Here is a 21803-nt window from a genome sequence, read left to right on the forward strand (position 1 = left end):
GGCGCCCCCGCTCCGCCCCGGTGTGCTCCACACCGGGGCCGCCCGGGCATCCGGCCCGCCCGCGCACCACGCGCCCGGCCGCCACGCGGGGAATCGAGCCGGACGGGATCGATCTTCGTCGCATCCTCCGAAGACCGCGGGCAACACGGATAGGGCGCCCACCCCTGGGCAGTCGCACCCTGTCGTCGACGACACCACAGTCGCGGCCCCACTCGACCCCGGAGGTATGCGGTGACCAGTACGGACGGTGACCCGCACCAGGCCGGAGCGGACCCGTACCCCCGCCGGGTGCGGGTGGACCCCCAGGGCCCGGTCCTGGTCGAGGGCCCGGTCGAGATCGTCCTGGACGACGGGACGGTCGCCCGGTCCGACCGCTTCATGGTCGCGGTGTGCACCTGCCGCCGCAGCCGCACCCATCCGTGGTGCGACACGAGCCACCGCCGACGCGAGCGTCCCGCCGCGCCACCCGAGGACAGGACCCCGTGATGCCCCCTCCCGCCCCGAGTGCGACGGCCACCGCCGCGGGCCCCCGCCTCGTCGAAGGGCGTGGTGAGCTGTCCCGGTCCGTGACGCAGGCCCTGCGATCGGGACAGGCGCCGGCCTACGCCCCCGGGACCGTGCTGAAGGCCGACCCGTGGGGCGAGGACCTTCAGCTGGCCCTCTACCTCCTGTACGAACTGCACTACCGCGGTTTCGACGACGTCGACGACGCCCGCGAATGGGACCCGGACCTGCTGAGACTGCGCGCGGCCATGGAAGCCCGCTTCCTGCACGCCCTGCGCACCGAGCTGTCCGAGGCCCCCCGATCCGTGGACGAGGCCTTCGCCCCGCTCCTCCTGGAGCCCGTGGACCTCTCCGACAGCCTCAGCCACCGCCTCGAAACCGACGGCGAGCTCTGGCAACTGCGCGAGTACGCGGCCCTGCGTTCCCTGTACCACCTGAAGGAGGCGGACCCCCACGTCTGGGTGATCCCCCGGCTCTCCGGTCGGGCCAAGGCCGCCATGGTCGCCATCGAGTACGACGAGTTCGGCGCCGGCCGCGCCGAGCGGATCCACGCCCGCCTCTTCGCGGACCTGATGAGCGACCTCGCACTGGACCCCGCGTACGGCCACTACCTGGACCACGCCCCCGCGCCCGTGCTCGCGACCGTGAACCTGATGTCCTTGTTCGGGCTGCACCGGGCCTCGCGCGGCGCGCTCGTCGGCCACTTCGCGTGCGTCGAGGTCACCTCGTCACCCGGATCGAGGCGACTGGCCAAGGCCATGCGCCGCTGCGGGGCCGGCCCGGCGGCCGAGCACTTCTACGCCGAACACGTCGAGGCCGACGCCGTCCACGAGCAGGTCGTACGCCGTGACGTGATCGGCGGGCTGCTCGCCGACGAACCGGACCTGGAGGCGGACGTCGCGTTCGGGTGCGCGGCGACCGTCCTGCTGGAGGACCGCCTCGCCGACCACCTGCGCGAGGCGTGGGACGGGGGACGCAGCGCCCTGCGCACCCCCCTGCCCCGGACATGAGGCACGTGCGGCGCGGACCAAGGCGCCGGGCCCGCCCGGGAGTACGGCGAATCCCCGGGCGCACGAACGCCTTCCTCGCCCACGCGGCGACCGTGCGGGACCGCCCCGCGGGCCGCGTGTCCGAGTGCTGTGCGAGTATCACCAGGATCGGTGCGGCCGCGACAGGCGAGGGAGACATGACACAGGTACCAGGGGACGGCGGCCCGCCGGCCCGTGAGCAGGTACCGACGGACGTCTCCGCGGGCTCCGGGCCCGCGTTGCCCGCGACGGTGGCCGAGGCCCGGGAGATCGTCGCGGTCCTCCTGGAGAAGTCCGGTTTCCCGTCGGACGCCCCCGTCGTGACGGACGCGCTGATGGTCACGTCCGAACTGGTCACCAACGCGATACGCCACGGCGGAGGCCTGACCGGCTTTCACGCCGACGTCCGCGACGGCGACCTGCGCGTCTCGGTGGCCGACCGCAGCCCCGTTCCTCCGGTCACCCAGACCAGCCCCCCGGCCGGCCGCCGGATCGGCGGCTACGGCTGGCCCCTCGTCCGTACCCTCGCCGACCGGGTCACCGTGACGCCCCACGAGGCCGGCAAACACATCACCGCGACGCTCAGGCTCGGATGATCCCCGCGCCGTGCCAGTCCAGGCGCAGGACGGCCAGGTCGTCGGTGTGGCGTCCCGCGTTCAGGGCGCGGGTCTCCTTGACGAGGAGGTCGACGTGGGCGCCGGGATCGGCCGGGGGCAGCTTCCCGATGAGGGCGAGCAGCCCTTCGACCCCGAGGCGCTCGCCGTCCGCCGTGCCGTTGTGCCCCTCGGTGAGGCCGTCGGTGTAGAGGGTCAGGGCCCCGGCCGCCGGCAGCGGGATCACGGTGGCCGGCCACGAGCCCGAGCGGGGGGCGATACCGAGCGCGATGCCGTGTTCCGCGACCGTCTCTCGGGTCCGGCCGGCGACGGTGAGCAGGGGAGCGTCGTGACCGGCCAGGTACACGGTGGCGGTGCCCGCCGTCTGGTCGAGCGTGAGCAGGGCGCAGGTGGCGAACATCGTCGGCAGGCCGCGTTCGGCGACCAGGATGCGCTCCAGCAGGTGCAGCAGGTCGGGTCCGCGGTGCCCGCCGAGGATCAGGGACCGCCAGGCGATGCGCAGGCACACGCCGAGGGCCGCCGCGTCGGGTCCGTGTCCGCTGACGTCGCCGACCACGGTGTGGAGCAGCCCGTCGTCGCCTTCGACGACGTCGAGGAAGTCCCCGCCGAGCAGGGCCTGTTCCCGTCCGGGCAGGTAGCGGGTGGTCACGGTGACGGTGCTGGTGTCGAGGATCGGCCGGGGCAACAACCCGCGTTCCAGACGGGCGTTCTCCTCCGCCCGCAGCCGGGTGGCCTGGGCCTCGGCGCTCGCGCGTTCCGTCTCGCTGCGGTAGACGGCGTAGCGCACCGTACGGCCCAGGAGGTCGGCTTCGACCTTGCCCTTCACGAGGTAGTCCTGGGCGCCGGCGGCCATGGCGTCGGCGCCCGCCCGCTGCTCGGACAGGCCGGTCAACACGATCACCGCGGTGTGCGGGGCCAGTTCACGGACGGTGATGACACCGTCCGTGCCCGAGAGGTCCGGCAGGTGCAGGTCGAGCAGGACGCAGTCGGCCCGGCGGTCGGCGAGCGCGACACGGGCATCGGCCAGGCTCCGGGCCACCGTCAGCTCGAAGCGCAGCCCGGTGTCGTGGAGCAACTCCTCCACCAGGAGGGCATCGGCCGCGTCGTCCTCGACGAGCAGGACGCGGTACATCGGCTCGACCGGCCGCGACGCCGACTCGACCACGCTCACGACTCCCGCTCCTCCCCGTCACGGTCCGCCGCCGGCTCCACCGTCTCCTGCTCGGCGTTCTCGGGCGGTGCGGCGGCGAGGGTGAACACGACGCGGGTGCCGTCGGTGTACTCGGGGTCGATCCCGATGGTGCCGCCGTGGAACTCGACGATCTTCTTGCACATCGCCAGGCCGATGCCACTGCCGTTGTAGACGTCCTTGGTGTGCAGCCGCTGGAAGATCACGAACACCTTCGCGGCGTACTCGGGGGCGATGCCGATGCCGTTGTCGGTGACGGCGAACCGCCACAGCTCACCCTCCCGTTCGGCCGACACGTGGATCTTCGGGGTCTCACCGGGACGGCGGAACTTCACGGCGTTGCCGAGCAGGTTCTGCCAGAGCATTCCCATCTGCGTGGGGTCCGCGACCAGGGTCGGCAGTGCGTCGTGGGTGACGACCGCCCCGGATTCCTCGACGCTGACACTGAGTGCGGACAGGGCCCGGTCCATCACCGTGTCGAGGTCGACGCTCTGGTGGGTGTGGTGGACGCGGCCGACGCGCGAGAAGTCGAGGAGGTCGTTGATCAGGGTCTGCATGCGGTTCGCGCCGTCGACCGCGAAGTCGATGTACTGGTCCGCCTTCGCGTCGAGCTGTCCCCCGTAGCGGCGCTGGAGCAACTGGGTGAAGCTGGAGACCTTCCGCAGGGGCTCCTGGAGGTCGTGCGAGGCCACGTAGGCGAACTGCTCCAGCTCGGCGTTGGACCGCTTGAGATCGGCGGCCTGCGCGTCGAGGCGCAGACGTGCCTCCTCGGTGAAGGCGAGTTCCCGTACGAGCCGTTGGCGCATGGAGTCGACCTCGGCGCCGAGCCGGCGCAGGTCCGCCGGGCCGGTCGGGGTGATCGGATGCTCGAAGTCGCCGCCGGTGATGGCGCGGGCGTCCGCCCCGAGCCGCTCCAGCGGTGTGGTGATGCCGCGGCGCAGTCCCTCGAAGACCAGCCCGGCGAGGGCGACGATGACCAACGCGATGGCGGAGAAGACCCAGTTCCGCAGGCGCAGGACCGCGAACAGGTCCTCCCGCGCGTTCGCGCGGTCGACCTGGAGCTTCTCCTGCTGGTCGGCCATCGCCGTCCGCAGGGTGTCGAACGAGGCCTTCGCCTCCACGGCGCGCTCGGTGGCCAGGGGAGGGGGCGTCCCGGGCGGTGAGGCGGCGATCGGGCGGGCGATCCGCTCCTGCCAGGCCTCCAGCGCGTCCTCGACGGCCTTCAAGTCCCGCAGACCGGTGGCGTCGTCGCGGAGCAGTTCCGCGAGGCGCGCGGTGGACGCCTCCTGTTCGGTGAGCCCTCGCTGGTAGGGGACCAGGAACTCCGCGGAGCCGGTGAGCCCGTAGCCGCGGATGCCCGTCTCCTGGTTCAGCAGCGTCGACTCCAGGCGGATCGAGGTGGTCAGGGCGGGGGACTTCACGTCCACGAGCTCCCCGCTGAGCGAGGCCGTCCGTTCGAGGACCCAGGCCCCGGTCACCCCGAGCAGGGCCAGGACCACCAGGGACGCGGCCACCCCCACGCGAAGCCACCGCCGGGTCGTCCACGTGGACAGACCCCGCGGACGCGGCAGCACCTCTTCGCCGGTCATCTCGTATGCCCCTCCGCTGTCGCAACCGCTGCCCGATGTGGCGCGGCCTGCATACTCTAGAGCCGTCACGGACAACCATTGTTGTCGAGGTCCGGTCGGGGGCCCTAGAGTGCCCGGTATGCCGGGCCAGAACTTCCCACCGCGGACCACGTCCCAGGAGACGGCCGCCGTCGCGGACACGGCGGTCGCCGAGCTCGCCCGGCGTCTCGCACGCCGGCTCCTGGACGCCCCGACCACACCGCGGGCGGACGAAGCCGACGACCCGACCCGCGCCCTGGCCCTGCTGAACGTGCTGGACCACGTGCGGCAGGCCGCCGAGAGGCTCCAAGGCGACGTCGCCGCGGGCGCCGCCCGCGCGGGCGCCGGCTACCCGCAGCTCGGCGACGCCTGCGGAATCACCCGACAGGGTGCCCGACGCCGTTGGCCCGGACTGTTCGACCACTCCCACGACAAACCCACGGAGCATCCGATGATGAGCGCCCCCTCCCGCCCCTACGACGTCCTGCTCGTCGAGGACGACATGGCCGACGCCATGCTCATCGAGGAGGCCCTCTCCGAGCGCGGGACCCGCAACCTGGTCCAGGTCACCGACGGGGTCGCCGCGCTGGAGCACCTGCGCAGCCCGGGCAGCGTCCGCCCCGACCTCATCGTCCTCGACCTCAACATGCCCCGCATGAACGGCCGCGACCTCCTCCAGATCCTGAAGAACGACGAGAACCTCCAGACCATCCCCGTCGTCGTCCTCACCACCTCCTCCGCGCCGGAAGACGTCGCCGGGGCCTACGGCAGCCACGCCAACGCCTACGTCACCAAGCCCGTCAACCTCGACGAGTTCGAGAAGGCGGTCCAGAGCATCGACGCCTTCTACCTCGACACCGCCACCCGGCTGCCCCGCACCTGAGCACCAGGACCGGTTCAGGTCGAACGGTCCGGTGCGGCGTCCGGGGCTCACCCGGGCGGCCGAGTGTGGGCCCCTCCCGGCCGGGCAGGCGCCGGCCGGGGTGCCCGTGGTCCTTCCCGAGGGGATCGCGGGGCACCCCTGTTCCGCCCCGGCGGGATCCTGCCGAGGCGCTAACCGGAACTTCACTTCCCGTCGACTTCGATCAACTAGGGTGCAAATCCAATCCAATTCAGGGGGATGCGCCGATGCTTGCTGCCGTTTACCACGGGAGACGTGATGTCCGGGTCCAGGAGTGGCCCGACCCGCCGTCACCGGCCCCGCACGAGCTCCAGCTCGAGATCCTGCGGGCGAGCATCTGCGGAACCGATGTCGACGAGTTCACCTCGGGACCCCACCTGATCCCCATCGACGCCCCGCATCCCGCGAGCGGCCACGTCGGCCCGCTCGTCCTCGGTCACGAGATGGTCGGACGCGTCGCCGGAGTCGGGGCGGACGTCACCGGGTTCGCCGTCGGGGACGTGGTGGTGCCCGGCTCCGGGGTGTCCTGCGGGACGTGTCGCTGGTGTCGCGCCGGTCGGACCAACCTGTGCGCGACCTACTACACGGTGGGCCTCCACGTGGACGGTGGGCTCGCCGAACGGGTGAACGTACCCGCCCGCATCAGCCGATCCATCGGCGACGCCTCGCCCGACGTCGCGATCATGGCCCAGCCCCTCGCCGTCGCCCTCCACGCGGTGCGCGGCTCCGAGGCCGAGGCGGGGGCGACCGTCGTCGTCATCGGTCTGGGCGGGATCGGCCTGCCGGCCCTGGCCGCGTTCACGGCGCGGGGCGTCGAGACCATCGCCGTCGACGTCTCGCCGGCCCGCCTGGACGCCGCCAAGCGCAGCGGCGCGAGCGTGCTCATCGACGCCTCCCGCCAGGATGCCGTCGCCGAGATCAGACGCGCCACCGGCGGCAACGGCGCCGACATCGTCCTGGAGACCTCGGGGGTCCCCCAGGGCCTGGCGACCGCGATGAACGCGGTGAGCCGCGGTGGTCACATCCGCCTGGTCGGCCTGCACCGCGACCCGTCGCCCCTGAACCTGACCCGGTTGGTGCTCGACGAGATCCGGATCTCGACCTCGAAGGTGCACATCTGCGATCAGGACCTTCCCGAGGCGATGGCCCTGTTGAAGGAGCACCCCCACATCGCGTCCACCTCGATCGACGCGGTCATCCCCCTCGCCGACGTGGTGCCGGACGGACTGGAACGGATGGCATCGGGCCGGGCCACCGGCAAGGTCGTCGTCACGTTCTGAGCCGCCGCCCGCGGGACACGGCGCCGGGCGGTACCGGCATCCCGCCACCGGTACCGCCCGGGCCGAACCGCCCTACTCGACCTTGGCCCAGTCGAGGGTGCGCTCCACCGCCTTCTTCCAGCCCTCGTACCCCTCCGCGCGCTGCTCCTCGGACCACTGGGGTTCCCAGCGCTTGGATTCCTGCCAGTGGGTGCGCAGTTCGTCCTGGTCGCGCCAGAAGCCGGTGGCCAGGCCCGCGGCGTAGGCGGCGCCCAGGGCGGTCGTTTCGGCGACCACCGGCCGGCTGACCGGTACGCCCAGGACATCGGCCTGGATCTGCATGCACAGGTCGTTGGCGGTCACGCCGCCGTCGACCTTCAGCACGTCGAGGTGGACGCCCGAGTCCTGCTCCATGGCCTCGACCACGTCGCGGCTCTGGTAGCAGATGGCTTCCAGCGCGGCCCGGGCCAGGTGTCCGCTGTCGTGGTAGCGGGCGAGGCCGACGATGGCTCCGCGCGCGTCGGAACGCCAGTACGGGGCGAACAGGCCCGAGAACGCCGGTACGAAGTAGATCCCGCCGCTGTCGTCGACGGTGCGGGCCAGGCGTTCGCTCTCGGCCGCGTCGCCGATGATCTTCAGCTGGTCGCGCAGCCACTGGATCGCGGAGCCGGTGACCGCGATGGATCCCTCCAGCGCGTACACGGCGGGCTCGTCGCCGAACTGGTAGGCCACCGTGGTGAGCAGCCCGTGCGAGGACCGGACCAGCTCCGTGCCGGTGTTCAGGACGAGGAAGTTGCCGGTCCCGTAGGTGTTCTTGGCCTCGCCGGGCGCGTAGCAGACCTGTCCGACGGTGGCCGCCTGTTGGTCGCCGAGGACGCCCGTGATGGGGATGGCGGCGCGCAACGGCCGGGAGGTGCGGGTCTGGCCGTAGGCCTGTGCGTGGGAGGACGGGTTGATGCTGGGCAGCATCGCCCTGGGGATGTCGAAGAACCCGAGGAGCTCGTCGTCCCAGTCGAGGGTCTCCAGGTCCATCAGCATGGTGCGGCTGGCGTTGGTCACGTCGGTGGCGTGGATGCCGCCGTCGGGGCCGCCGGTGAGGTTCCACAACACCCAGCAGTCGGTGTTGCCGAAGAGGGCGTTGCCCTGTTGGGCCGCCTCGCGGACCCCGTCGACGTTCTCCAGGATCCACTGGATCTTGCCGCCCGAGAAGTAGGTGGCCGGCGGCAGGCCGGCCTTGCGGCGGATCACGTCCCCCTTGCCCGAACGCTCCAGCGCCGCCGCTATGGAGTCCGTACGGGTGTCCTGCCACACGATGGCGTTGTAGTAGGGGCGGCCGGTGCGGGGATCCCACACGACGGTGGTCTCCCGCTGGTTGGTGACGCCGATGGCCGCCAGGTCGGAAGCCGAGAGGTTCCCGTGCCGCAGGGCGTTCTGCATCACCGAGTTGGTGCGCTCCCAGATCTCGACCGGGTCGTGTTCGACCCACCCCGAGCGCGGGAGGATCTGCGAGTGTTCCAGCTGGTGCTTCGCCACCTCGTTGCCCGCGTGGTCGAAGATCATGAAACGGGTGCTGGTGGTCCCCTGGTCCACCGCGCCGACGAAGTCAGCCATGGGGGTGCCGCCTCTCTTGGGGCCTTGGTGCCCTGGGGTCCGTACCGTGGAGTGGTCGGTCATCGGCCCGCCCGGGCCGTCGGTCCTTCAGCCGCCCGGGCGGGGCGGTCGATCAGTTCTCGTCCGGGGCCGGGATCCGTCCCGGGGGTTCCGGTTCGGCGGTCGGCAGGAACCGACCGATGAAGACCTTGTACAGACCCGCTCCCAGCACACCGCCGATGAACGGACCGATGATGGGGACCCAGAAGTAGAAGTTCCCGTACTGATCTCGCCATGCTCCGCCGTAGCCGGTGAGGAAGCTGGCCAGTCGGGGGCCGAAGTCACGTGCCGGGTTGATCGCGTATCCGGCGTTGGTGCCCCAGGCCATGCCGATGGCCACCACGATCAGGCCGACGATGAACGGCGCCAGGTTGGCGCCCGGGGGAGTGTTGAGCAGGTCGGTGACCGCGAAGATCAGCAGGAGCAGGATCGCGGTGCCGATGATCTGGTCGCGCAGCGCGCCCCACTCGGTGACCGGCAGGTTCGTGTTGCCGTTGGCCGGCAGCGTGGAGAAGACGCCCTGCGTCTTGATGGTGTGGCCGGGGTCGGCCTTCCCGAGCGCCTCGGTGTAGTTCCACCGGACGATCAGGGCCGCCACGAACGCGCCGGCCGTCTGGGCCAGCGCGTAGGGGGCCACCTTGCTCCAGGGGAACCCTTTGAACGTCGCCAGTGCGACGGTCACCGCCGGATTGAGGTGAGCACCGCTCAGCCTCGCGGCGACGTAGACGCCCAGCGTGACGCCGAGGCCCCAGGCCCAGGCGATGCTGTCGTGGTTGCCCAGGCCGCCCGCCGGGTCCGTGAGGGCGCCGCCGGCGACCACCTGGGCCACCACGCCGCAACCGAAGAGGATGAGGATCAGGGTGCCGGCGAATTCGGCGGACAGTTCGCCGACCAGGCCTGATCTCTTGAGCCGCTCAGCCATGGGTGCCCCTTCCCGTCGGCCGGGGTCCGGCCGTCGACTGCCCCGAGCCTCAATGAATCACTGTAATCCCGGACATATCTCCGGGCCAGTGGCGGAGATCCGCCCCGGATCCGAAGGCTCTCCCCGGTCCCGCGGACACCCCCGGGATCAGCGGGCCGCTGCGGATCCCGGGGCCTTCGCGGCACACTTGACGTACGGCTCGCGACCGCGGTCGCGGCCGTCCGCACCCCGCGCCTGCGAGCCGCGGAGCGCACCGGCACGAGACTCGCCCGCCAGGTCCGACCCCGGAGGTACCCGATGAACATGCTCATCAACAGCGCGGAGACCGTGGTCGCCGACGCCCTGCGGGGGATGGCCGCCGCCCACCCGGATCTCGACGTGGACGTGGAGGGCCGGGTGGTCGTACGGCGGGGCGTCCGTGAGGGCGGTCGGGTCGGCCTGGTCTCCGGAGGCGGCTCCGGACACGAACCCCTGCACGCCGGCTTCGTCGGGTACGGGATGCTGTCCGCCGCGTGTCCCGGAGAGGTGTTCACCTCGCCGGTACCCGACCAGATGCTGCGGGCGGCCAAGGCCGTGGACTCCGGGCAGGGCGTGCTGTTCGTCGTCAAGAACTACACCGGCGACGTGTTGAACTTCGACATGGCGGCCGAGCTGGCCGAGGAGGACGGCATCCGCGTCGAGCGGGTCCTGGTCAACGACGACGTCGCCGTCACCGACAGCCTGTACACCGCCGGGCGACGCGGTACGGGAGCCACTCTCTTCGTCGAGAAGATCGCGGGCGCCGCCGCCGAGGCGGGGGCGCCGCTGGAACAGGTCGCGGCGCTCGCCCGACGCGTGAACGACGCCTCTCGGAGCTTCGGGGTGGCGCTCAGCGCCTGCTCGACCCCCGCGAAGGGCAGCCCGACCTTCGACCTCCCCGACGGGGAGCTGGAGTTGGGTGTCGGCATCCACGGCGAGCCGGGCCGGGAGCGTCGCGCGATGATGCCCTCCCGGGACATCGCCGAGTTCGCGGTGGGCGCCGTCCTGGAAGACCTGGCGGCGGTGGGGCCGACCGACGGGCCGGTGCTGGCCCTGGTGAACGGCATGGGCGCGACACCCTTGTTGGAGCTGTACGGCTTCCACGCCGAGGTGGCGAGGGTGCTGGCGGACCGGGGCGTTCCGGTCGCGCGGGCACTCGTGGGGAACTACGTCACCTCGCTGGACATGGCGGGGTGCTCGGTGACGCTGTGCCGGGCCGACGATGAACTGCTGCGGCTGTGGGACGCGCCCGTGGAGACGGCGGCACTGCGCTGGGGTCGATGACCGGGACCGATCCGTCCGCCCGGTGGGCGAGGCCCGCGGCGCAGGCCACCGCGGGCCCCCGCCGCGATCCGAAGCGGCCGGACGGGGGCTGATCGAGGGACGAGACGGGCGGCTCGGGTGCCCGGGGCCGCGACGAGGCCGACGCGGCCGCGTGGGGCATCGGGACACGATTGGGCGCAAGCGATCGGCTCTCCATCCGTTTCGCCGCGCGCGGGTGGCCGAGACGTGGAACCGTCTCCACATGACCGAAAGCTCGATTCCTTACATCTCAGCGGCCCGGGTCACCGTCCGGGGGGTACAGCCCGGCACTCCGCCCTTCCGCATCGTGGAAGTGGACGGGGAATTCATCGGCAGGGCGACATCGATGACGGACGTGCTCCTGATCGCCGCGGAGGCGGGCGTTCCCATCCACGACCTCGACGACCTGGAAGCGGTCCACTGGGTGGGCGGCGGCAAGTTCACCTGGAGACCGCACTAGGACGTGTCCCGGAGGCGGCCGACGGAGACGGATGGCCAAGGGAGCCATGGATGACGCGGTACCTGATCTCGTTCGACGACGGCGCGATGAGCTTCCCCGAGGAGGAGTTGCCCCAGGTGGCCGAGGCCTCGCACGCGGTCGTGCGGGAGGCTCGGGAAGCCGCCGTGTGGGTCTTCGGCGGGGGACTGGAAAGGCAGCGGGCGAGCGTCGTGGCCACCGACGGGACCGTCACCGACGGCCCGTACCCGGAGACGAAGGCGGTCCTCGGCGGGTTCTCGATCATCGATGTGCCCTCCCGGGAGGACGCGCTGGAGTGGGCCGCCAAGATCGCCGCCGCGTGCCGCTGTGCGCAAGAGGTCCGGGAGATCATGCCCGACCCGACCGGCTGACCGGAGACGACCCGCCCGGATACGACCCGCCCGGAGACGACCCGCCCGGATACGACCGTCGCGAGGACGGTCGTACCGTGCCGCGTCTTCGCCTTCCGTGCCGCCCCGTCAGGACGTCTCCTCCTCCAGGCCTTCCAGGCTGTCCATGAACGAGCTGACGGAGAACACCGCACGGCCGGGGCCGGCCGGGCCGTAGCCGGGCGGGGACTTCAGGCCGAACTCCTCCAGGGTCGCCCGGTACGCCTCCAGCAGGCGGATGTGGTACTCCAGCGGCGCCCCGAGGGGGTTGGCCTTGCCCAGCGGTGTCGTCGGCTCCGGGCACCAGGTGGTGAAGCGCGGCACCACACCGTTCGACATGAAGAACCGCAGGCCCTCGGTGGTCGATTCGATCGCCTCGTCGACCTTCGTGAAACCGAACGGCTCGGCCATCTCGATGCCCGCCACGAAGTTGGGGATCACGTTGCGCGGGCCGAACACCTCGGTGGAGTCCAGGATCCTGCGGTGCCACTCGTCGCGGCCCACGTAGCGTTCCTTGCCCGGGCAGTGGAGCTGGAACAGCCGGCGGTCCCACACCTCGAAGTTCGGGTGGTAGATCCGGATGCCGTGGTCGTGGAAACGCTGGACGTCCGCGCGGGGCAACGCCTGGGCGACCACCTTGCCGATCCAGCGGCCGGGGAAGCGCTCCTCGATGGCCTTGGCGTAGTGGCCGTAGAAATCGGCCTCGTCCCGGCCGGCGACCTGCGAGGTGATCGAGCCTCCGGTGAGCGTGTAGGCCCGGGAGGTGCCCGCGGTGTCGTACCGGTCGATGATCTCCAGGGCCTCCAGGACCTCTTCGACCGGCTTCACGCCGGTGTAGGGCCGGCCCGCCGCCTTGTGCTGCCGCCAGTTGTGGTTGATGTCGCAGAACTGGCACTCCTCCTTGGCCCCGAAGTACTGGCAGACCCGGAAGACCGTCAGGTAGACGAGGTAGCCCCACTGGATGGTCGGCGCGACCTCCATCACGGACTTGCCGTTCGACAGCTTGTGCCGGTAGTACTCCGGCATCGGCGGCAGGCCGACGTCCGCGATCCGCGCCCCGTCCAGGTAGAGGCCGAGCGCGCCGTCCTCGCCGCCGCGCACGACGTACGGGGAGTCCGGATTGACCCGTACCGACACGACGGTGCGGCGCAGGTCGTACGGACCACCGGTGAGCACGATCTCCTCGGGAGGTCGGTTCAGCGCGGCGGCGCCGAGCTCCGGCAACGTGCGGTGGTCGAAGGAGAAGATGAAGTAGGACTTCGGCTTGACGTCACCCGAGGATCCGTCGGTGGTGCCGCTGAGCGCGGACTCGTCGAAGGCCATGCCACCCCGCAGGAGGTCCTCCTTGAACACGGCCTCCCGCGGTACCTGTGGGAAGCGGCCCATGAGGTCCTCGACGAGCGCGGTCCGGCCGGCGCTCTCCGCGTGTTGCTTCACTTCTGACTCCTTGGGCCGTTGTGACGTGCGATGGCCGGTTCGACTGCCTACTGCTCGACTCGACTGCTCGACTGCGGGTCGCGCGTCGCCGATCCGAACCGGGACTGAACACGTTCAATTGCTCCTGTCACACTACCCCGCGCGCCCGCGACACTCACGCGCACCCCGTCCTCGGGAGCCTCGTGGCGGTCGCGGAATCCGAACGCTGCCAGGCACCCGTCCGCGGACGCAAGCGACTTGCCGCCCGGCGGGAGGCCACTTCCGGCCCCGCCGAACGGAGCCCCGCCTCGATCGTTCGAAGGGTTTCGGCCGGCCTGCGGCGACGACCGCATTCCCGGGTGTGGGTGGGGGAGGGCGGGGCAGGCGATGTCAGGGCCGGACGCATCGGCCGCATCGCACGACGAACGGCGCGCACGGCGAACGGCGCGCGACGAACGCGCACGACGAACAGAAGGGACGGACGCGGGGAAGACCCTCGGCGTCCTCCGCTCACCGGAGGAGTTGTTTTCGCGTGACTGAGCATGTGTGGAGCTTCAAGGCGACCTCGGGCCACCGGGCCGGCACCGACCTGGCCGGCTACAAGGTCGAGGCGACCGACGGCGGCATCGGCAAGGTGGACAAGCACTCCGACGAGGTCGGTGACGCCTACCTGCTCGTGGACACCGGAGTCTGGATCTTCGGCAAGGAAGTCCTCCTGCCCGCGAGCACCGTCACCCGGATCGACCCGGACGACAAGAAGATCTTCGTCGATCGCACCAGGGAACAGGTCAAGAACGCTCCCGAGTTCCACCGCGACAAGCACCTGGGCGACACCGGCTACCGCGAGGAACTCGGCGTCTACTACGGCCCGGACATTCCCTTCGGCGGTCGCCCCGTCTGACCCGCGCGGGAACGCCCGCGCGCCGGCACCCGCGTGAACAGGGGCCCGAACTCGACGAGTTCGGGCCCCTTCCCGTTGTCCGGTCAGGGGCCCGGCCCGCGACGGACGACCCGGCCGGGTGGGTGTTCCCGCCGATGCGGGGTAGCCGGGCTGTGACCGCGATGCGCGCCCCGCGTGCGGGGCCGGCGCGGCAACGAGACGTCCGATCGACATGAAGGAGCAAGTCGTGGAGAAGGCAGCCCGGATGACCGACCAGATCCGCGAGACGGCCGAGCAGGCCGCGCGGTTGATGAAGGACAAGACCCCCGACCCCGTCCTGGACAGGGCCGCGCAGGCATCCCGACAGGTTGTCCAGGCCACGACCCACGTCGGTCGGCTCGCGGCGGACAAGACCCCCGAATCGGTCCTCGACACGGCGGGCCAGGTCGCGACCAGGGCCCGGGCGAACCGTACCCCGCTCCTCGTGCTCGGCGCCCTGCTGGCCGTGTACGCGCTGGTGCGTCGGAGCCGGGGGCGCAAGTGAACGGGGTCAAGATCGCGTACAAGCCCGTCGGGTTCGCCCTGGGCGCCGTCAGCGGCATGCTCGCCGGGATGGCGTTCAAGCAGGCCTGGAAGCTGATCGAAGGGGAGGGCGACGCCCCCGACGCCACCGACGAGGACCGCTCCTGGACGGAGATCCTCATCGCCGCCGGCCTCCAGGGGGCGATCTTCGCGGTGACCAAGGCCGCCGTGGACCGGTCCGGAGCGGTCGCGGCACGGCGTCTGACGGGCACCTGGCCGGGCTGAGCCCACCCCGGCGCCGGGCTCGAACGCGGAGCCGCGCCACCCGCCCGGTCGACGGATCGGATGTGACACACGTCGCATCCGGCCGTCGATCCGGTTTGCGGTCGCCATGATCGCGCAGAAGCGGTTCCTGGAAGACCCACCGAGGAAAGGACCGGCCATGACGGCCCCCGAATCCCAGCAGGTGGCCGATCCGGAAGCGGTGAAGCGCCATCCCGTACTGTTCCGTGCCGTCCGGCAGCGCCGGAACCCCAGACTCCGTCGGACGGACATCACCGTCACCGACGAGCAGGCGGTCAAGCGCGCCGTGAAGGCGGCGTCGCTCGGCAACGCCATGGAATGGTTCGACTTCGGCATCTACTCGTACCTCGCCGTCACCCTGGGCCACGTCTTCTTCCCGTCCGGGAGCGACACCACCCAGTTGTTGTCCTCGTTCGCCACCTTCGCCGTGGCCTTCCTGGTCAGGCCCCTCGGCGGAATGTTCTTCGGCCCGATGGGCGACCGGCTCGGCCGCAAGAAGGTCCTGGCGCTCACCATGATCATGATGGCGGTCGGGACGTTCGCCATCGGTCTCATCCCCTCGCACGACACGATCGGCGTGTGGGCCCCGGTCCTGCTGATCGTCTTCCGCATGCTCCAGGGCTTCTCGACCGGCGGTGAGTACGGCGGCGCCTCCACCTTCATCGCCGAGTACGCCCCCGACAAGCGGCGCGGCTTCTTCGGCAGCTTCCTCGAATTCGGCACCCTGGCCGGCTACGTCGGCGCGGCCGGCCTCGTCACCGCGCTGTACGCCGTGCTCGACGACCCGCAGATGGAGGCCTGGGGCTGGCGCATCCCGTTCCTCGTCGCCGGACCCCTCGGCCTGGTCGGCCTGTACCTGCGCCTGCGCCTCGACGAGACCCCGGCCTTCCAGAAGTTGGAGGGCGGCAAGGCGCACGCCACCGAGGCCGCCGACCGCGTGGAGACGACCACCAAGGGCGACCTCGCGAAGATCTTCCGCCAGTACTGGCCGACGCTGATCCTCTGCGTCTGCCTGGTCGGCGCGTACAACATCACCGACTACATGCTCCTGTCGTACATGCCGACCTACCTGTCGGACGAACTCGGCTACAGCGAGACGCACGGCCTGCTCATCCTGCTCGGCGTGATGGTCTTCCTGATGCTCCTCATCAGCCAGGTCGGCAAGCTCTCCGACCGGTTCGGCCGCAAGCCGCTGCTGATGGCGGGCATGGTGGGCTTCTTCGTGCTGTCGCTCCCCTCCTTCCTCCTGATCCGCCAGGGCGGCATCCCGGCGATCACCCTCGGCATGCTGATGCTGGGACTCTCCCTCGTCTGCCTGCTCGGCACGATGTCCGCCGCCCTCCCGGCCCTCTTCCCGACGCAGGTCCGCTACGGCTCGCTGTCCGTGGGCTACAACCTGTCGGCGTCGATCTTCGGGGGCACGACCCCGCTGGTGATCACGGCCCTGATCAGCTGGAGCGGCACGAACCTCATGCCGGCCTACTACGCGATGGCCGCGGCCCTCGTCGGCATCATCGCCGTCGCCTGCATGAAGGAGACCGCGCAGAAGCCGCTGGACGGCTCACCGCCCTCCGTCGAGACGCCGGAGGAGGCCGCGGAACTGTGCGCGGCCCAGTCACCCGACCCGAAGTTCTGACGCCGGGCTCCGCTCTCCGGCCTTCGGGACAAGGAACGGCCCGTACCGCTTCGACGAAGCGGTACGGGCCGTTCCGCGCCGTTCGGGCGCCGGGCGCCTCGCGTCAGCGGCGCGGGCCCTTCCCGCCCTCACCCCGACGGGAGGTGTCCCTGCCCTGCTCGTAGCGGACCTGCTCCTTGCGGACGGTGCCGGAGACCTCCTGCTGCTCCGTGACCCGCTCCGTCTCCAGACGCACGCGCTCCACGGGCACGGTCTCCTTGCGGGTCACCGCGCGCTCGGCGTGCAGGGTCACCTCCGTCTCGGCCTCGCCGATGGCGCCGCCGCGCACCCGCTCCCCGCCACGGACCGGTTCGCGTACGACACGGACCTCCTCGTGGCTGACGGGGACCGTGGTGGCGACGTTCTCGGTGACGACGACCTTCTTCAGTCGGGCGCGCCCGACCTCCTCGTTCGTGGTCCCCACGCGCAGCCGCTCCTCGGAGCGGATCAGCTCCTCGTCCCCGCCGCGGCCCTCGTCCCGGTCGTCGACGTACGTCCCCGTGGCGATGCCGGGGGCGTCCACGGAGGTGCGGTGGGCCTTGCCGTTGCCCTTGCCCTTCGCCTTGCCGTCGCCGTGGGAGGCCGCGGCCGCGGGGGACAGGCCGTAGTGCCGGTAGAGCCTGTGCTCCTCGTCGGAGTCGAGGTGTTGGTCGGCGTCGACCCGCGGGGCGTCCTTGACGACGTCCTTGGCGTGCGGGACGTGCAGGCCCTCGCCGTCGCTGCGGGCGCCCGCGAGGGGAACGAACGACTCCTTCATGCCGAACCAGCCGGTCTTGACGGTGACCCATTCCGGCCGGCCCGTCGCGTCGTCGCGGTAGACCTGACCGATGCTGCCGATCTTCTCCCCGTCGGCGTCGTAGGCCGTCAGGGTCAACAGCTGCTCGGTGCTCAGGAAACCGTTTCCAGCGCTCATCGGTGAATCCTCCAGTGCGGTTCGGCACGCGGCGCGCGGCGACCTCGTTGTCCCGCGCTCACCCCGTGCCCCCCTCCAGACCGCACCCTGAGCCGTGCCGCCGCAACCGGTCGGGGCGGTACGGGACGGCCGCCGGACGGCCGGAACCGCTGTGTGACCGGGGCGTCACCCCCGGCGACCCGTCTACTCCGAACGGGTGGCCCGGGCACAGGTCCGCGCGGCCGGCCGCGCGTCCCCGTCGGCGTGCAGATCCAGGGCGCTCAACAGGGCGATGTAGTCGTCGGGGTCGGTGGCGCGGGAGGCGACCGTCCTGCGGGCCCGCTCGCGCCGACCGTCGCCGTCGGCTTCGGGGAAGTCGTCTGTGCGGAGGTCGTGGTTCATGACAGCCGATACGACCACACTCCGGGGCCCGCGGTACAACCGGGGCCGATCGGCCTGCGTGATCCCCCGATTATTGGGGAGGCGCCCCAGGGAACGGCAGCGCCGCCACGACCGGGCGGCGCATCGAGGAAAGGACGTGCTCATGAGCGAATCCGACGCCCGAGGCGACGACGTCTACCAGCCCCAGCCCGACGACGAGCGTTCCGAAGAACCGGACATGGACCACAGCGTCGGGGAACTCGACACCGACGCCCGCCTCGACCAGGGGTACTCGCCGCCCGAGCGGCCCTACGCGAGCGACCGCCACGCCACCACCGGCGAGGAACAGCAGCAGGGCGAGAGCCTCGACGAGCGTCTCGCCCGCGAGGTACCCGACGTGCGGCCCCCGGCGGGGGACGGCATCGGAGACCTGGACGGCGGGGAGGGCGAGCCCGTCGACCCGCAGGCGGGCGACGCCCGCGCCGGCCGGTTGGCCCCCGCCACGGACTCCCCGCGGGAGAACAACGTCCTGGCCCACGACGTGGGCGTCGACGCCGGCGCCGCCTCGGCCGAGGAAGCCGCGGTGCACGTCATCGAGGACCCGGAGGAGGAGCCGCGGTAGCCCGACCGCTCGACTCCCTCCGGCAGAGAACACGCACGACAGCCCACGAGACACCACGAGACGCCAGGAGACACACCATGGCCGAGAAGGAATCCACCAAGCCCACCCCTCCGTCGCAGGCACCCGGGGAGAGCGGCGACCCGCAGGCCCGGAAGGAAGCGGAGGAGGCGGTCGTTCCCGGCACCGGGAAGGACGAGGGCGGCGAGGCCGATCCGTCGAACAGCGGCGCGCGCCGCCGTGCGCCCGGTCCCGTGAAGTCCGACCGAAAGGGCGAGTAGCCGGTCCGCCTGCCCCCGCCCCTCGAGCCCCCGACCCCCGACCGACTCCCGTTCACCCGGCCCCGGCCCGCCCGCCTCAGGCAGTCGGGTCGAGTACCCGGTGTCCCCGGCGGAGTTCGGCGAACAGCCGGCCCGCGTCGGTGAGGAGCGTGCCCTGAAGGGTGAAGACCGCCGGATGGGCGTCGGGGGCGTTCAGGGCTTCCTTCTGGGCGTGGTCGAACTCGGCGGTCGTCCGGTCGAGGATCTCACCGAGCAGCCGGGGCTCGGTCCGGACGGTCCGGCCGATGTGCTCCAGGGCGTCGGCCGCCGTGCGCAACAACGAGGCGTACGCGGTGCGGAACGAAGCGGGGACGGCGTCCAGTTCGCCGTTGTCGAGGGCGTAGTGGAGGCTGCGGCTGATGGACCGTACGTGGTCGAGGCCGCGCTGGGCCACGTCGACCGCTTCCTGGGCCCGGGGGAGTGCCTCCGCCGCGCCGGCGATGCTCCGGCGCGGATTGAGCCGGCCGTTCTCCGTCTCGGCGTCGATGGCGTGCCGGATCCGGTCGGCGTCCGCGGACAGCCGCCGCCAGTCGTGGCGCAACTGTTCCACGCGGGCCGCGTCCGCGTTCTCGGCCTCGATCGTGTCTGCCAGTACGTTCACGCGCCGGCGGACACCCTCGTACAGGTCGGCCACGGCCTCCTGCCGGTGGCGGGTGTGCCGGGCGGGCGCGAGGACGAGGTGGGCGGTGAGCCCGCAGAGCGCGCCGATGACGACGGAGGCGACGAGATGGCCGATGTAGTCGATCCTGCCCTGCCCGGAGGAGAAGGCGAAGAAGCCCACGATCGCGACCTGGGTGCCCTGTTCGCCGAGGCGCCGGACGCGGCCGAGCGCGAGTGCGGCGAGGGTGAGTACCCCGAAGGTCCAGCCATGGATGCCGACGGCGGCCGCCAACGAGGCGGCGAGGGCCGCCCCGACCGTCATCGCGATCAGGTACTGCGCGCAGTGCCGCACCGAGCGGTACACCGTCGTCTGGAGTGCCACCAGCGCGGTGAACGGGGCGAACGTGGCCACCGCGGACGGCAGGAAGTGACGTGCCAACATCCACGCCCCCATGGCCGCCACCACGGTCTTCGCACCCAGCACCAGGACGTCGCGCTCGCTTCCCTGATGAAGCACCCCGCGCCGGACACGTCCGGCGACCTCCTTACACGTCGCCCTCACCGCTCCGGGCAGTTCGTCCCACTCGGGCATCCGTCACCTCCGACGTGGCGTATGCCCAACCGGGTCGCCGCAAACGTGACGGTCACCGCGCTGCGAAAGGGGGTTGACGGTCGGGCTTCGGGACACACGGCCGACGTGCTGAAGATACTTCCGGTGGCCCTCCTCGCCACGTTCGCGGCGGGTGCCTGCGTCGCCGCCGTCCTGGTCTCGCCGTGGTGGTGGGCGGCCGCCGTCCCCCTGCTCCCGCTCGTGGCGGTCGCCGTCCACGACCTGGCGCAACGCCGGCATTCCCTGCTGCGGAACCATCCGCTGCTCGGGCACCTGCGCTACGCGCTGGAGGCGCTGCGGCCGGAGCTCCAGCAGTACTTCATCGAGCGGAACTTCGACGGCCGCCCCTTCGACCGCGACACCCGCAGCATCGTCTACGAGCGCGCCAAGGGAACCGACGCGGAGGAGCCGTTCGGCACCGAACGCGACCTCTACCGGTCCGGCAGCGAGTACCTCACCCCGTCCATGGCCCCCCGACCGGTGCGCACCGACACGCCCCGGGTCCGGATCGGCGGCCCCGACTGCACCCGGCCCTACGACATGGCCCTGCTCAACGTCTCGGCCATGAGCTTCGGTTCGCTGTCCGCCAATGCCGTCCTCGCCCTCAACACGGGTGCCCGGCACGGCGGCTTCGCCCACGACACCGGCGAGGGCGGTCTTTCCGAGTACCACCTGCGCCCCGGCGGGGACCTCGTCTGGGAGATCGGTACCGGTTACTTCGGTTGCCGGACGGACGACGGGCACTTCGACGAGCGGCAGTTCGCGGAGAAGGCCGCTTACGAGAACGTCAAGTGCCTGTCGCTGAAGATCAGTCAGGGCGCCAAGCCCGGTATCGGCGGGGTGCTGCCGGGCGCCAAGGTGAACGCGGAGATCGCGAAGGTGCGCGGTGTCCCCGAGGGCGAGACGGTGATCTCGCCGCCCTTCCACCGCGTCTACTCCACTCCCCGCGAACTGGTGCGCTTCCTCGCCCGGATGCGCGAGTTGGCCGGCGGCAAGCCCGTCGGGTTCAAGCTGTGCGTCGGATCGCGCCGCGAGTTCCTCGCCGTGTGCAAGGCGATGCTGGAGGAGGACACCACCCCCGACTTCATCGTGGTCGACGGCGCCGAGGGCGGAACGGGCGCGGCGCCACTGGAGTTCGCCGACCACATGGGCCTGCCGCTCGGCGAAGGACTGATGACCGTCCACAACGCCCTCGTGGGCGTCGGGCTCCGCGACCGGATCCGGATCGGCGCCGCGGGCAAGGTCGCCACCGGAAGCGACCTCGTCAAACGACTCCTCCAGGGCGCCGACTACACCAATGCCGCCCGCGCCATGATGTTCGCGATCGGTTGCATCCAGGCGCAGCGCTGCCACACCAACACCTGCCCCGTCGGAGTGGCGACCCAGGACGAGCGGCGGGCCCGCGCCGTCGACGTCGGCGACAAGTCCCGGCGCGTCGAGCGCTACCAGGAGGCCACCGTCAAGAGCGCCCTCCAGATCATGGCGGCGATGGGCGTCGACGAGCCGTCCGGGCTGCGCCCGCACCAACTGCTGCAACGGGTGGACCCGCACACCGTGCGTTCCTACGCGGAACTCCACGAATGGCTCACCCCCGGACAACTTCTCGCATCAGCGCCCGAGAGCTGGGCATCCGACTGGCGGGCGGCCGACGCGGACCGCTTCACCCACTGACCGGCACCACCCACCGACCCGGCACCACCCACCGACCCGGCACTCGCGCAGAG

Annotated in this window: 23 protein-coding genes; 15 read left to right on the top strand and 8 right to left on the bottom strand. The window is 71.5% G+C overall.

The features are described from left to right. Positions 1-231: 231 nt before the first annotated feature. The 3 genes from OHA84_RS32010 (at position 232) to OHA84_RS32020 (ending at position 2128) form a co-directional block, all read left to right on the top strand. The gene (locus tag OHA84_RS32010) at positions 232-486 is read left to right on the top strand and encodes a CDGSH iron-sulfur domain-containing protein (protein ID WP_266952632.1); all 255 of its coding nucleotides are present in this window, start codon (positions 232-234) and stop codon (positions 484-486) included. Continuing rightward, on the top strand, positions 486-1514 hold the full coding sequence (locus OHA84_RS32015; RefSeq protein WP_266952634.1) for an iron-containing redox enzyme family protein: 1029 nt from the start codon (positions 486-488) through the stop codon (positions 1512-1514). Before OHA84_RS32010 ends, OHA84_RS32015 begins: the two co-directional genes overlap by 1 nt. Before the next feature lie 176 nt (positions 1515-1690). Then, positions 1691-2128 carry an ATP-binding protein gene (locus tag OHA84_RS32020; protein ID WP_266952636.1) on the top strand — a complete coding sequence of 146 codons (438 nt, stop codon included), beginning with the start codon at positions 1691-1693 and terminating at the stop codon, positions 2126-2128. On the opposite strand, the gene OHA84_RS32025 is transcribed toward OHA84_RS32020, so the two are convergent. After that, positions 2115-3278, bottom strand: a complete 1164-nt coding sequence (locus OHA84_RS32025; RefSeq protein ID WP_266973872.1) for a PP2C family protein-serine/threonine phosphatase — start codon at positions 3276-3278, stop codon at positions 2115-2117. The two genes, OHA84_RS32020 and OHA84_RS32025, sit on opposite strands and share 14 nt — an antisense overlap. A 35-nt stretch (positions 3279-3313) precedes the next feature. Then, the gene (locus tag OHA84_RS32030; RefSeq protein ID WP_266968425.1) at positions 3314-4924 is read right to left on the bottom strand and encodes an ATP-binding protein; all 1611 of its coding nucleotides are present in this window, start codon (positions 4922-4924) and stop codon (positions 3314-3316) included. 118 nt (positions 4925-5042) lie between these two features. Here OHA84_RS32030 and OHA84_RS32035 point away from each other — a divergent pair, with 118 nt between their 5' ends. Then, positions 5043-5825, top strand: a complete 783-nt coding sequence (locus OHA84_RS32035; protein WP_266968423.1) for a response regulator — start codon at positions 5043-5045, stop codon at positions 5823-5825. Positions 5826-6070: 245 nt separating this feature from the next. Next, positions 6071-7123 (top strand): zinc-binding dehydrogenase, encoded by a 1053-nt coding sequence (locus OHA84_RS32040; protein ID WP_266952642.1) that lies wholly within the window; start codon positions 6071-6073, stop codon positions 7121-7123. A gap of 72 nt (positions 7124-7195) precedes the next feature. Here the strand turns inward: OHA84_RS32040 and glpK are convergent, their stop codons facing one another. Continuing rightward, on the bottom strand, positions 7196-8713 hold the full coding sequence (gene glpK, locus OHA84_RS32045; protein WP_266952644.1) for a glycerol kinase GlpK: 1518 nt from the start codon (positions 8711-8713) through the stop codon (positions 7196-7198). 112 nt (positions 8714-8825) lie between these two features. Further along, a complete protein-coding gene (locus OHA84_RS32050; RefSeq protein ID WP_266952646.1) occupies positions 8826-9674 on the bottom strand; it encodes an MIP/aquaporin family protein in 849 nt (282 codons plus the stop codon). A gap of 297 nt (positions 9675-9971) precedes the next feature. Here OHA84_RS32050 and dhaK point away from each other — a divergent pair, with 297 nt between their 5' ends. From dhaK to OHA84_RS32065, 3 genes are all read left to right on the top strand, one after another. Next, the gene (gene dhaK / locus OHA84_RS32055; protein ID WP_266968420.1) at positions 9972-10976 is read left to right on the top strand and encodes a dihydroxyacetone kinase subunit DhaK; all 1005 of its coding nucleotides are present in this window, start codon (positions 9972-9974) and stop codon (positions 10974-10976) included. A gap of 241 nt (positions 10977-11217) precedes the next feature. Beyond that, entirely contained in the window at positions 11218-11454 is a 237-nt protein-coding gene (locus tag OHA84_RS32060) for a hypothetical protein (RefSeq protein WP_266952650.1), read from the top strand. A 50-nt stretch (positions 11455-11504) separates the two neighbouring features. Further along, complete coding sequence (locus OHA84_RS32065; RefSeq protein WP_266952652.1) at positions 11505-11843, top strand: YciI family protein; 339 nt, start codon at positions 11505-11507, stop codon at positions 11841-11843. A gap of 108 nt (positions 11844-11951) precedes the next feature. Here OHA84_RS32065 and OHA84_RS32070 read toward each other — a convergent pair whose 3' ends face one another. Beyond that, the gene (locus OHA84_RS32070; protein ID WP_266953048.1) at positions 11952-13247 is read right to left on the bottom strand and encodes a radical SAM protein; all 1296 of its coding nucleotides are present in this window, start codon (positions 13245-13247) and stop codon (positions 11952-11954) included. A gap of 562 nt (positions 13248-13809) precedes the next feature. On the opposite strand from OHA84_RS32070, the gene OHA84_RS32075 reads away from it, so the two are divergent. The 4 genes from OHA84_RS32075 (at position 13810) to proP (ending at position 16618) form a co-directional block, all read left to right on the top strand. Then, on the top strand, positions 13810-14178 hold the full coding sequence (locus OHA84_RS32075; protein WP_266952654.1) for a PRC-barrel domain containing protein: 369 nt from the start codon (positions 13810-13812) through the stop codon (positions 14176-14178). Between the two features lie 226 nt (positions 14179-14404). Next, complete coding sequence (locus OHA84_RS32080; protein ID WP_266952656.1) at positions 14405-14701, top strand: hypothetical protein; 297 nt, start codon at positions 14405-14407, stop codon at positions 14699-14701. Then, positions 14698-14964, top strand: a complete 267-nt coding sequence (locus OHA84_RS32085; protein WP_266952658.1) for a DUF4235 domain-containing protein — start codon at positions 14698-14700, stop codon at positions 14962-14964. Before OHA84_RS32080 ends, OHA84_RS32085 begins: the two co-directional genes overlap by 4 nt. A 157-nt stretch (positions 14965-15121) precedes the next feature. Next, positions 15122-16618, top strand: a complete 1497-nt coding sequence (gene proP, locus OHA84_RS32090; protein ID WP_266968417.1) for a glycine betaine/L-proline transporter ProP — start codon at positions 15122-15124, stop codon at positions 16616-16618. 103 nt (positions 16619-16721) lie between these two features. Here proP and OHA84_RS32095 read toward each other — a convergent pair whose 3' ends face one another. Both OHA84_RS32095 and OHA84_RS32100 read right to left on the bottom strand, forming a co-directional pair. Then, positions 16722-17570 (bottom strand): PRC and DUF2382 domain-containing protein, encoded by an 849-nt coding sequence (locus tag OHA84_RS32095; protein ID WP_266968415.1) that lies wholly within the window; start codon positions 17568-17570, stop codon positions 16722-16724. Positions 17571-17753: 183 nt separating this feature from the next. Beyond that, positions 17754-17951 (bottom strand): hypothetical protein, encoded by a 198-nt coding sequence (locus OHA84_RS32100; protein WP_266968413.1) that lies wholly within the window; start codon positions 17949-17951, stop codon positions 17754-17756. A gap of 142 nt (positions 17952-18093) precedes the next feature. Here OHA84_RS32100 and OHA84_RS32105 point away from each other — a divergent pair, with 142 nt between their 5' ends. Further along, the gene (locus OHA84_RS32105) at positions 18094-18552 is read left to right on the top strand and encodes a DUF5709 domain-containing protein (RefSeq protein ID WP_266952666.1); all 459 of its coding nucleotides are present in this window, start codon (positions 18094-18096) and stop codon (positions 18550-18552) included. A 77-nt stretch (positions 18553-18629) separates the two neighbouring features. After that, the gene (locus OHA84_RS32110; protein ID WP_266968411.1) at positions 18630-18830 is read left to right on the top strand and encodes a hypothetical protein; all 201 of its coding nucleotides are present in this window, start codon (positions 18630-18632) and stop codon (positions 18828-18830) included. 76 nt (positions 18831-18906) lie between these two features. Here OHA84_RS32110 and OHA84_RS32115 read toward each other — a convergent pair whose 3' ends face one another. Next, the gene (locus OHA84_RS32115) at positions 18907-20061 is read right to left on the bottom strand and encodes an aromatic acid exporter family protein (RefSeq protein WP_266968410.1); all 1155 of its coding nucleotides are present in this window, start codon (positions 20059-20061) and stop codon (positions 18907-18909) included. 105 nt (positions 20062-20166) lie between these two features. On the opposite strand from OHA84_RS32115, the gene OHA84_RS32120 reads away from it, so the two are divergent. Continuing rightward, entirely contained in the window at positions 20167-21750 is a 1584-nt protein-coding gene (locus OHA84_RS32120) for an FMN-binding glutamate synthase family protein (protein WP_371591514.1), read from the top strand. Positions 21751-21803 lie beyond the last annotated feature (53 nt).

It is taken from the genome of Streptomyces sp. NBC_00513, from assembly GCF_041431415.1.
Taxonomy (GTDB): Bacteria; Actinomycetota; Actinomycetes; order Streptomycetales; family Streptomycetaceae; genus Streptomyces.

Coding starts and splice junctions, on each gene's coding strand:
- OHA84_RS32095 (WP_266968415.1), bottom strand. CDS start 17,570: ATGAGCGCTGGAAACGGTTTCCTGAGCACCGAGCAGCTGTTGACCCTG.
- OHA84_RS32100 (WP_266968413.1), bottom strand. CDS start 17,951: ATGAACCACGACCTCCGCACAGACGACTTCCCCGAAGCCGACGGCGAC.
- glpK (WP_266952644.1), bottom strand. CDS start 8,713: ATGGCTGACTTCGTCGGCGCGGTGGACCAGGGGACCACCAGCACCCGT.
- OHA84_RS32060 (WP_266952650.1), top strand. CDS start 11,218: ATGACCGAAAGCTCGATTCCTTACATCTCAGCGGCCCGGGTCACCGTC.
- OHA84_RS32020 (WP_266952636.1), top strand. CDS start 1,691: ATGACACAGGTACCAGGGGACGGCGGCCCGCCGGCCCGTGAGCAGGTA.
- OHA84_RS32115 (WP_266968410.1), bottom strand. CDS start 20,061: ATGCCCGAGTGGGACGAACTGCCCGGAGCGGTGAGGGCGACGTGTAAG.
- OHA84_RS32035 (WP_266968423.1), top strand. CDS start 5,043: ATGCCGGGCCAGAACTTCCCACCGCGGACCACGTCCCAGGAGACGGCC.
- OHA84_RS32015 (WP_266952634.1), top strand. CDS start 486: ATGCCCCCTCCCGCCCCGAGTGCGACGGCCACCGCCGCGGGCCCCCGC.
- OHA84_RS32070 (WP_266953048.1), bottom strand. CDS start 13,247: ATGGGCCGCTTCCCACAGGTACCGCGGGAGGCCGTGTTCAAGGAGGAC.
- OHA84_RS32025 (WP_266973872.1), bottom strand. CDS start 3,278: ATGTACCGCGTCCTGCTCGTCGAGGACGACGCGGCCGATGCCCTCCTG.
- OHA84_RS32050 (WP_266952646.1), bottom strand. CDS start 9,674: ATGGCTGAGCGGCTCAAGAGATCAGGCCTGGTCGGCGAACTGTCCGCC.
- dhaK (WP_266968420.1), top strand. CDS start 9,972: ATGAACATGCTCATCAACAGCGCGGAGACCGTGGTCGCCGACGCCCTG.
- OHA84_RS32110 (WP_266968411.1), top strand. CDS start 18,630: ATGGCCGAGAAGGAATCCACCAAGCCCACCCCTCCGTCGCAGGCACCC.
- OHA84_RS32065 (WP_266952652.1), top strand. CDS start 11,505: ATGACGCGGTACCTGATCTCGTTCGACGACGGCGCGATGAGCTTCCCC.
- OHA84_RS32030 (WP_266968425.1), bottom strand. CDS start 4,924: ATGACCGGCGAAGAGGTGCTGCCGCGTCCGCGGGGTCTGTCCACGTGG.
- OHA84_RS32040 (WP_266952642.1), top strand. CDS start 6,071: ATGCTTGCTGCCGTTTACCACGGGAGACGTGATGTCCGGGTCCAGGAG.
- OHA84_RS32105 (WP_266952666.1), top strand. CDS start 18,094: ATGAGCGAATCCGACGCCCGAGGCGACGACGTCTACCAGCCCCAGCCC.
- proP (WP_266968417.1), top strand. CDS start 15,122: ATGACGGCCCCCGAATCCCAGCAGGTGGCCGATCCGGAAGCGGTGAAG.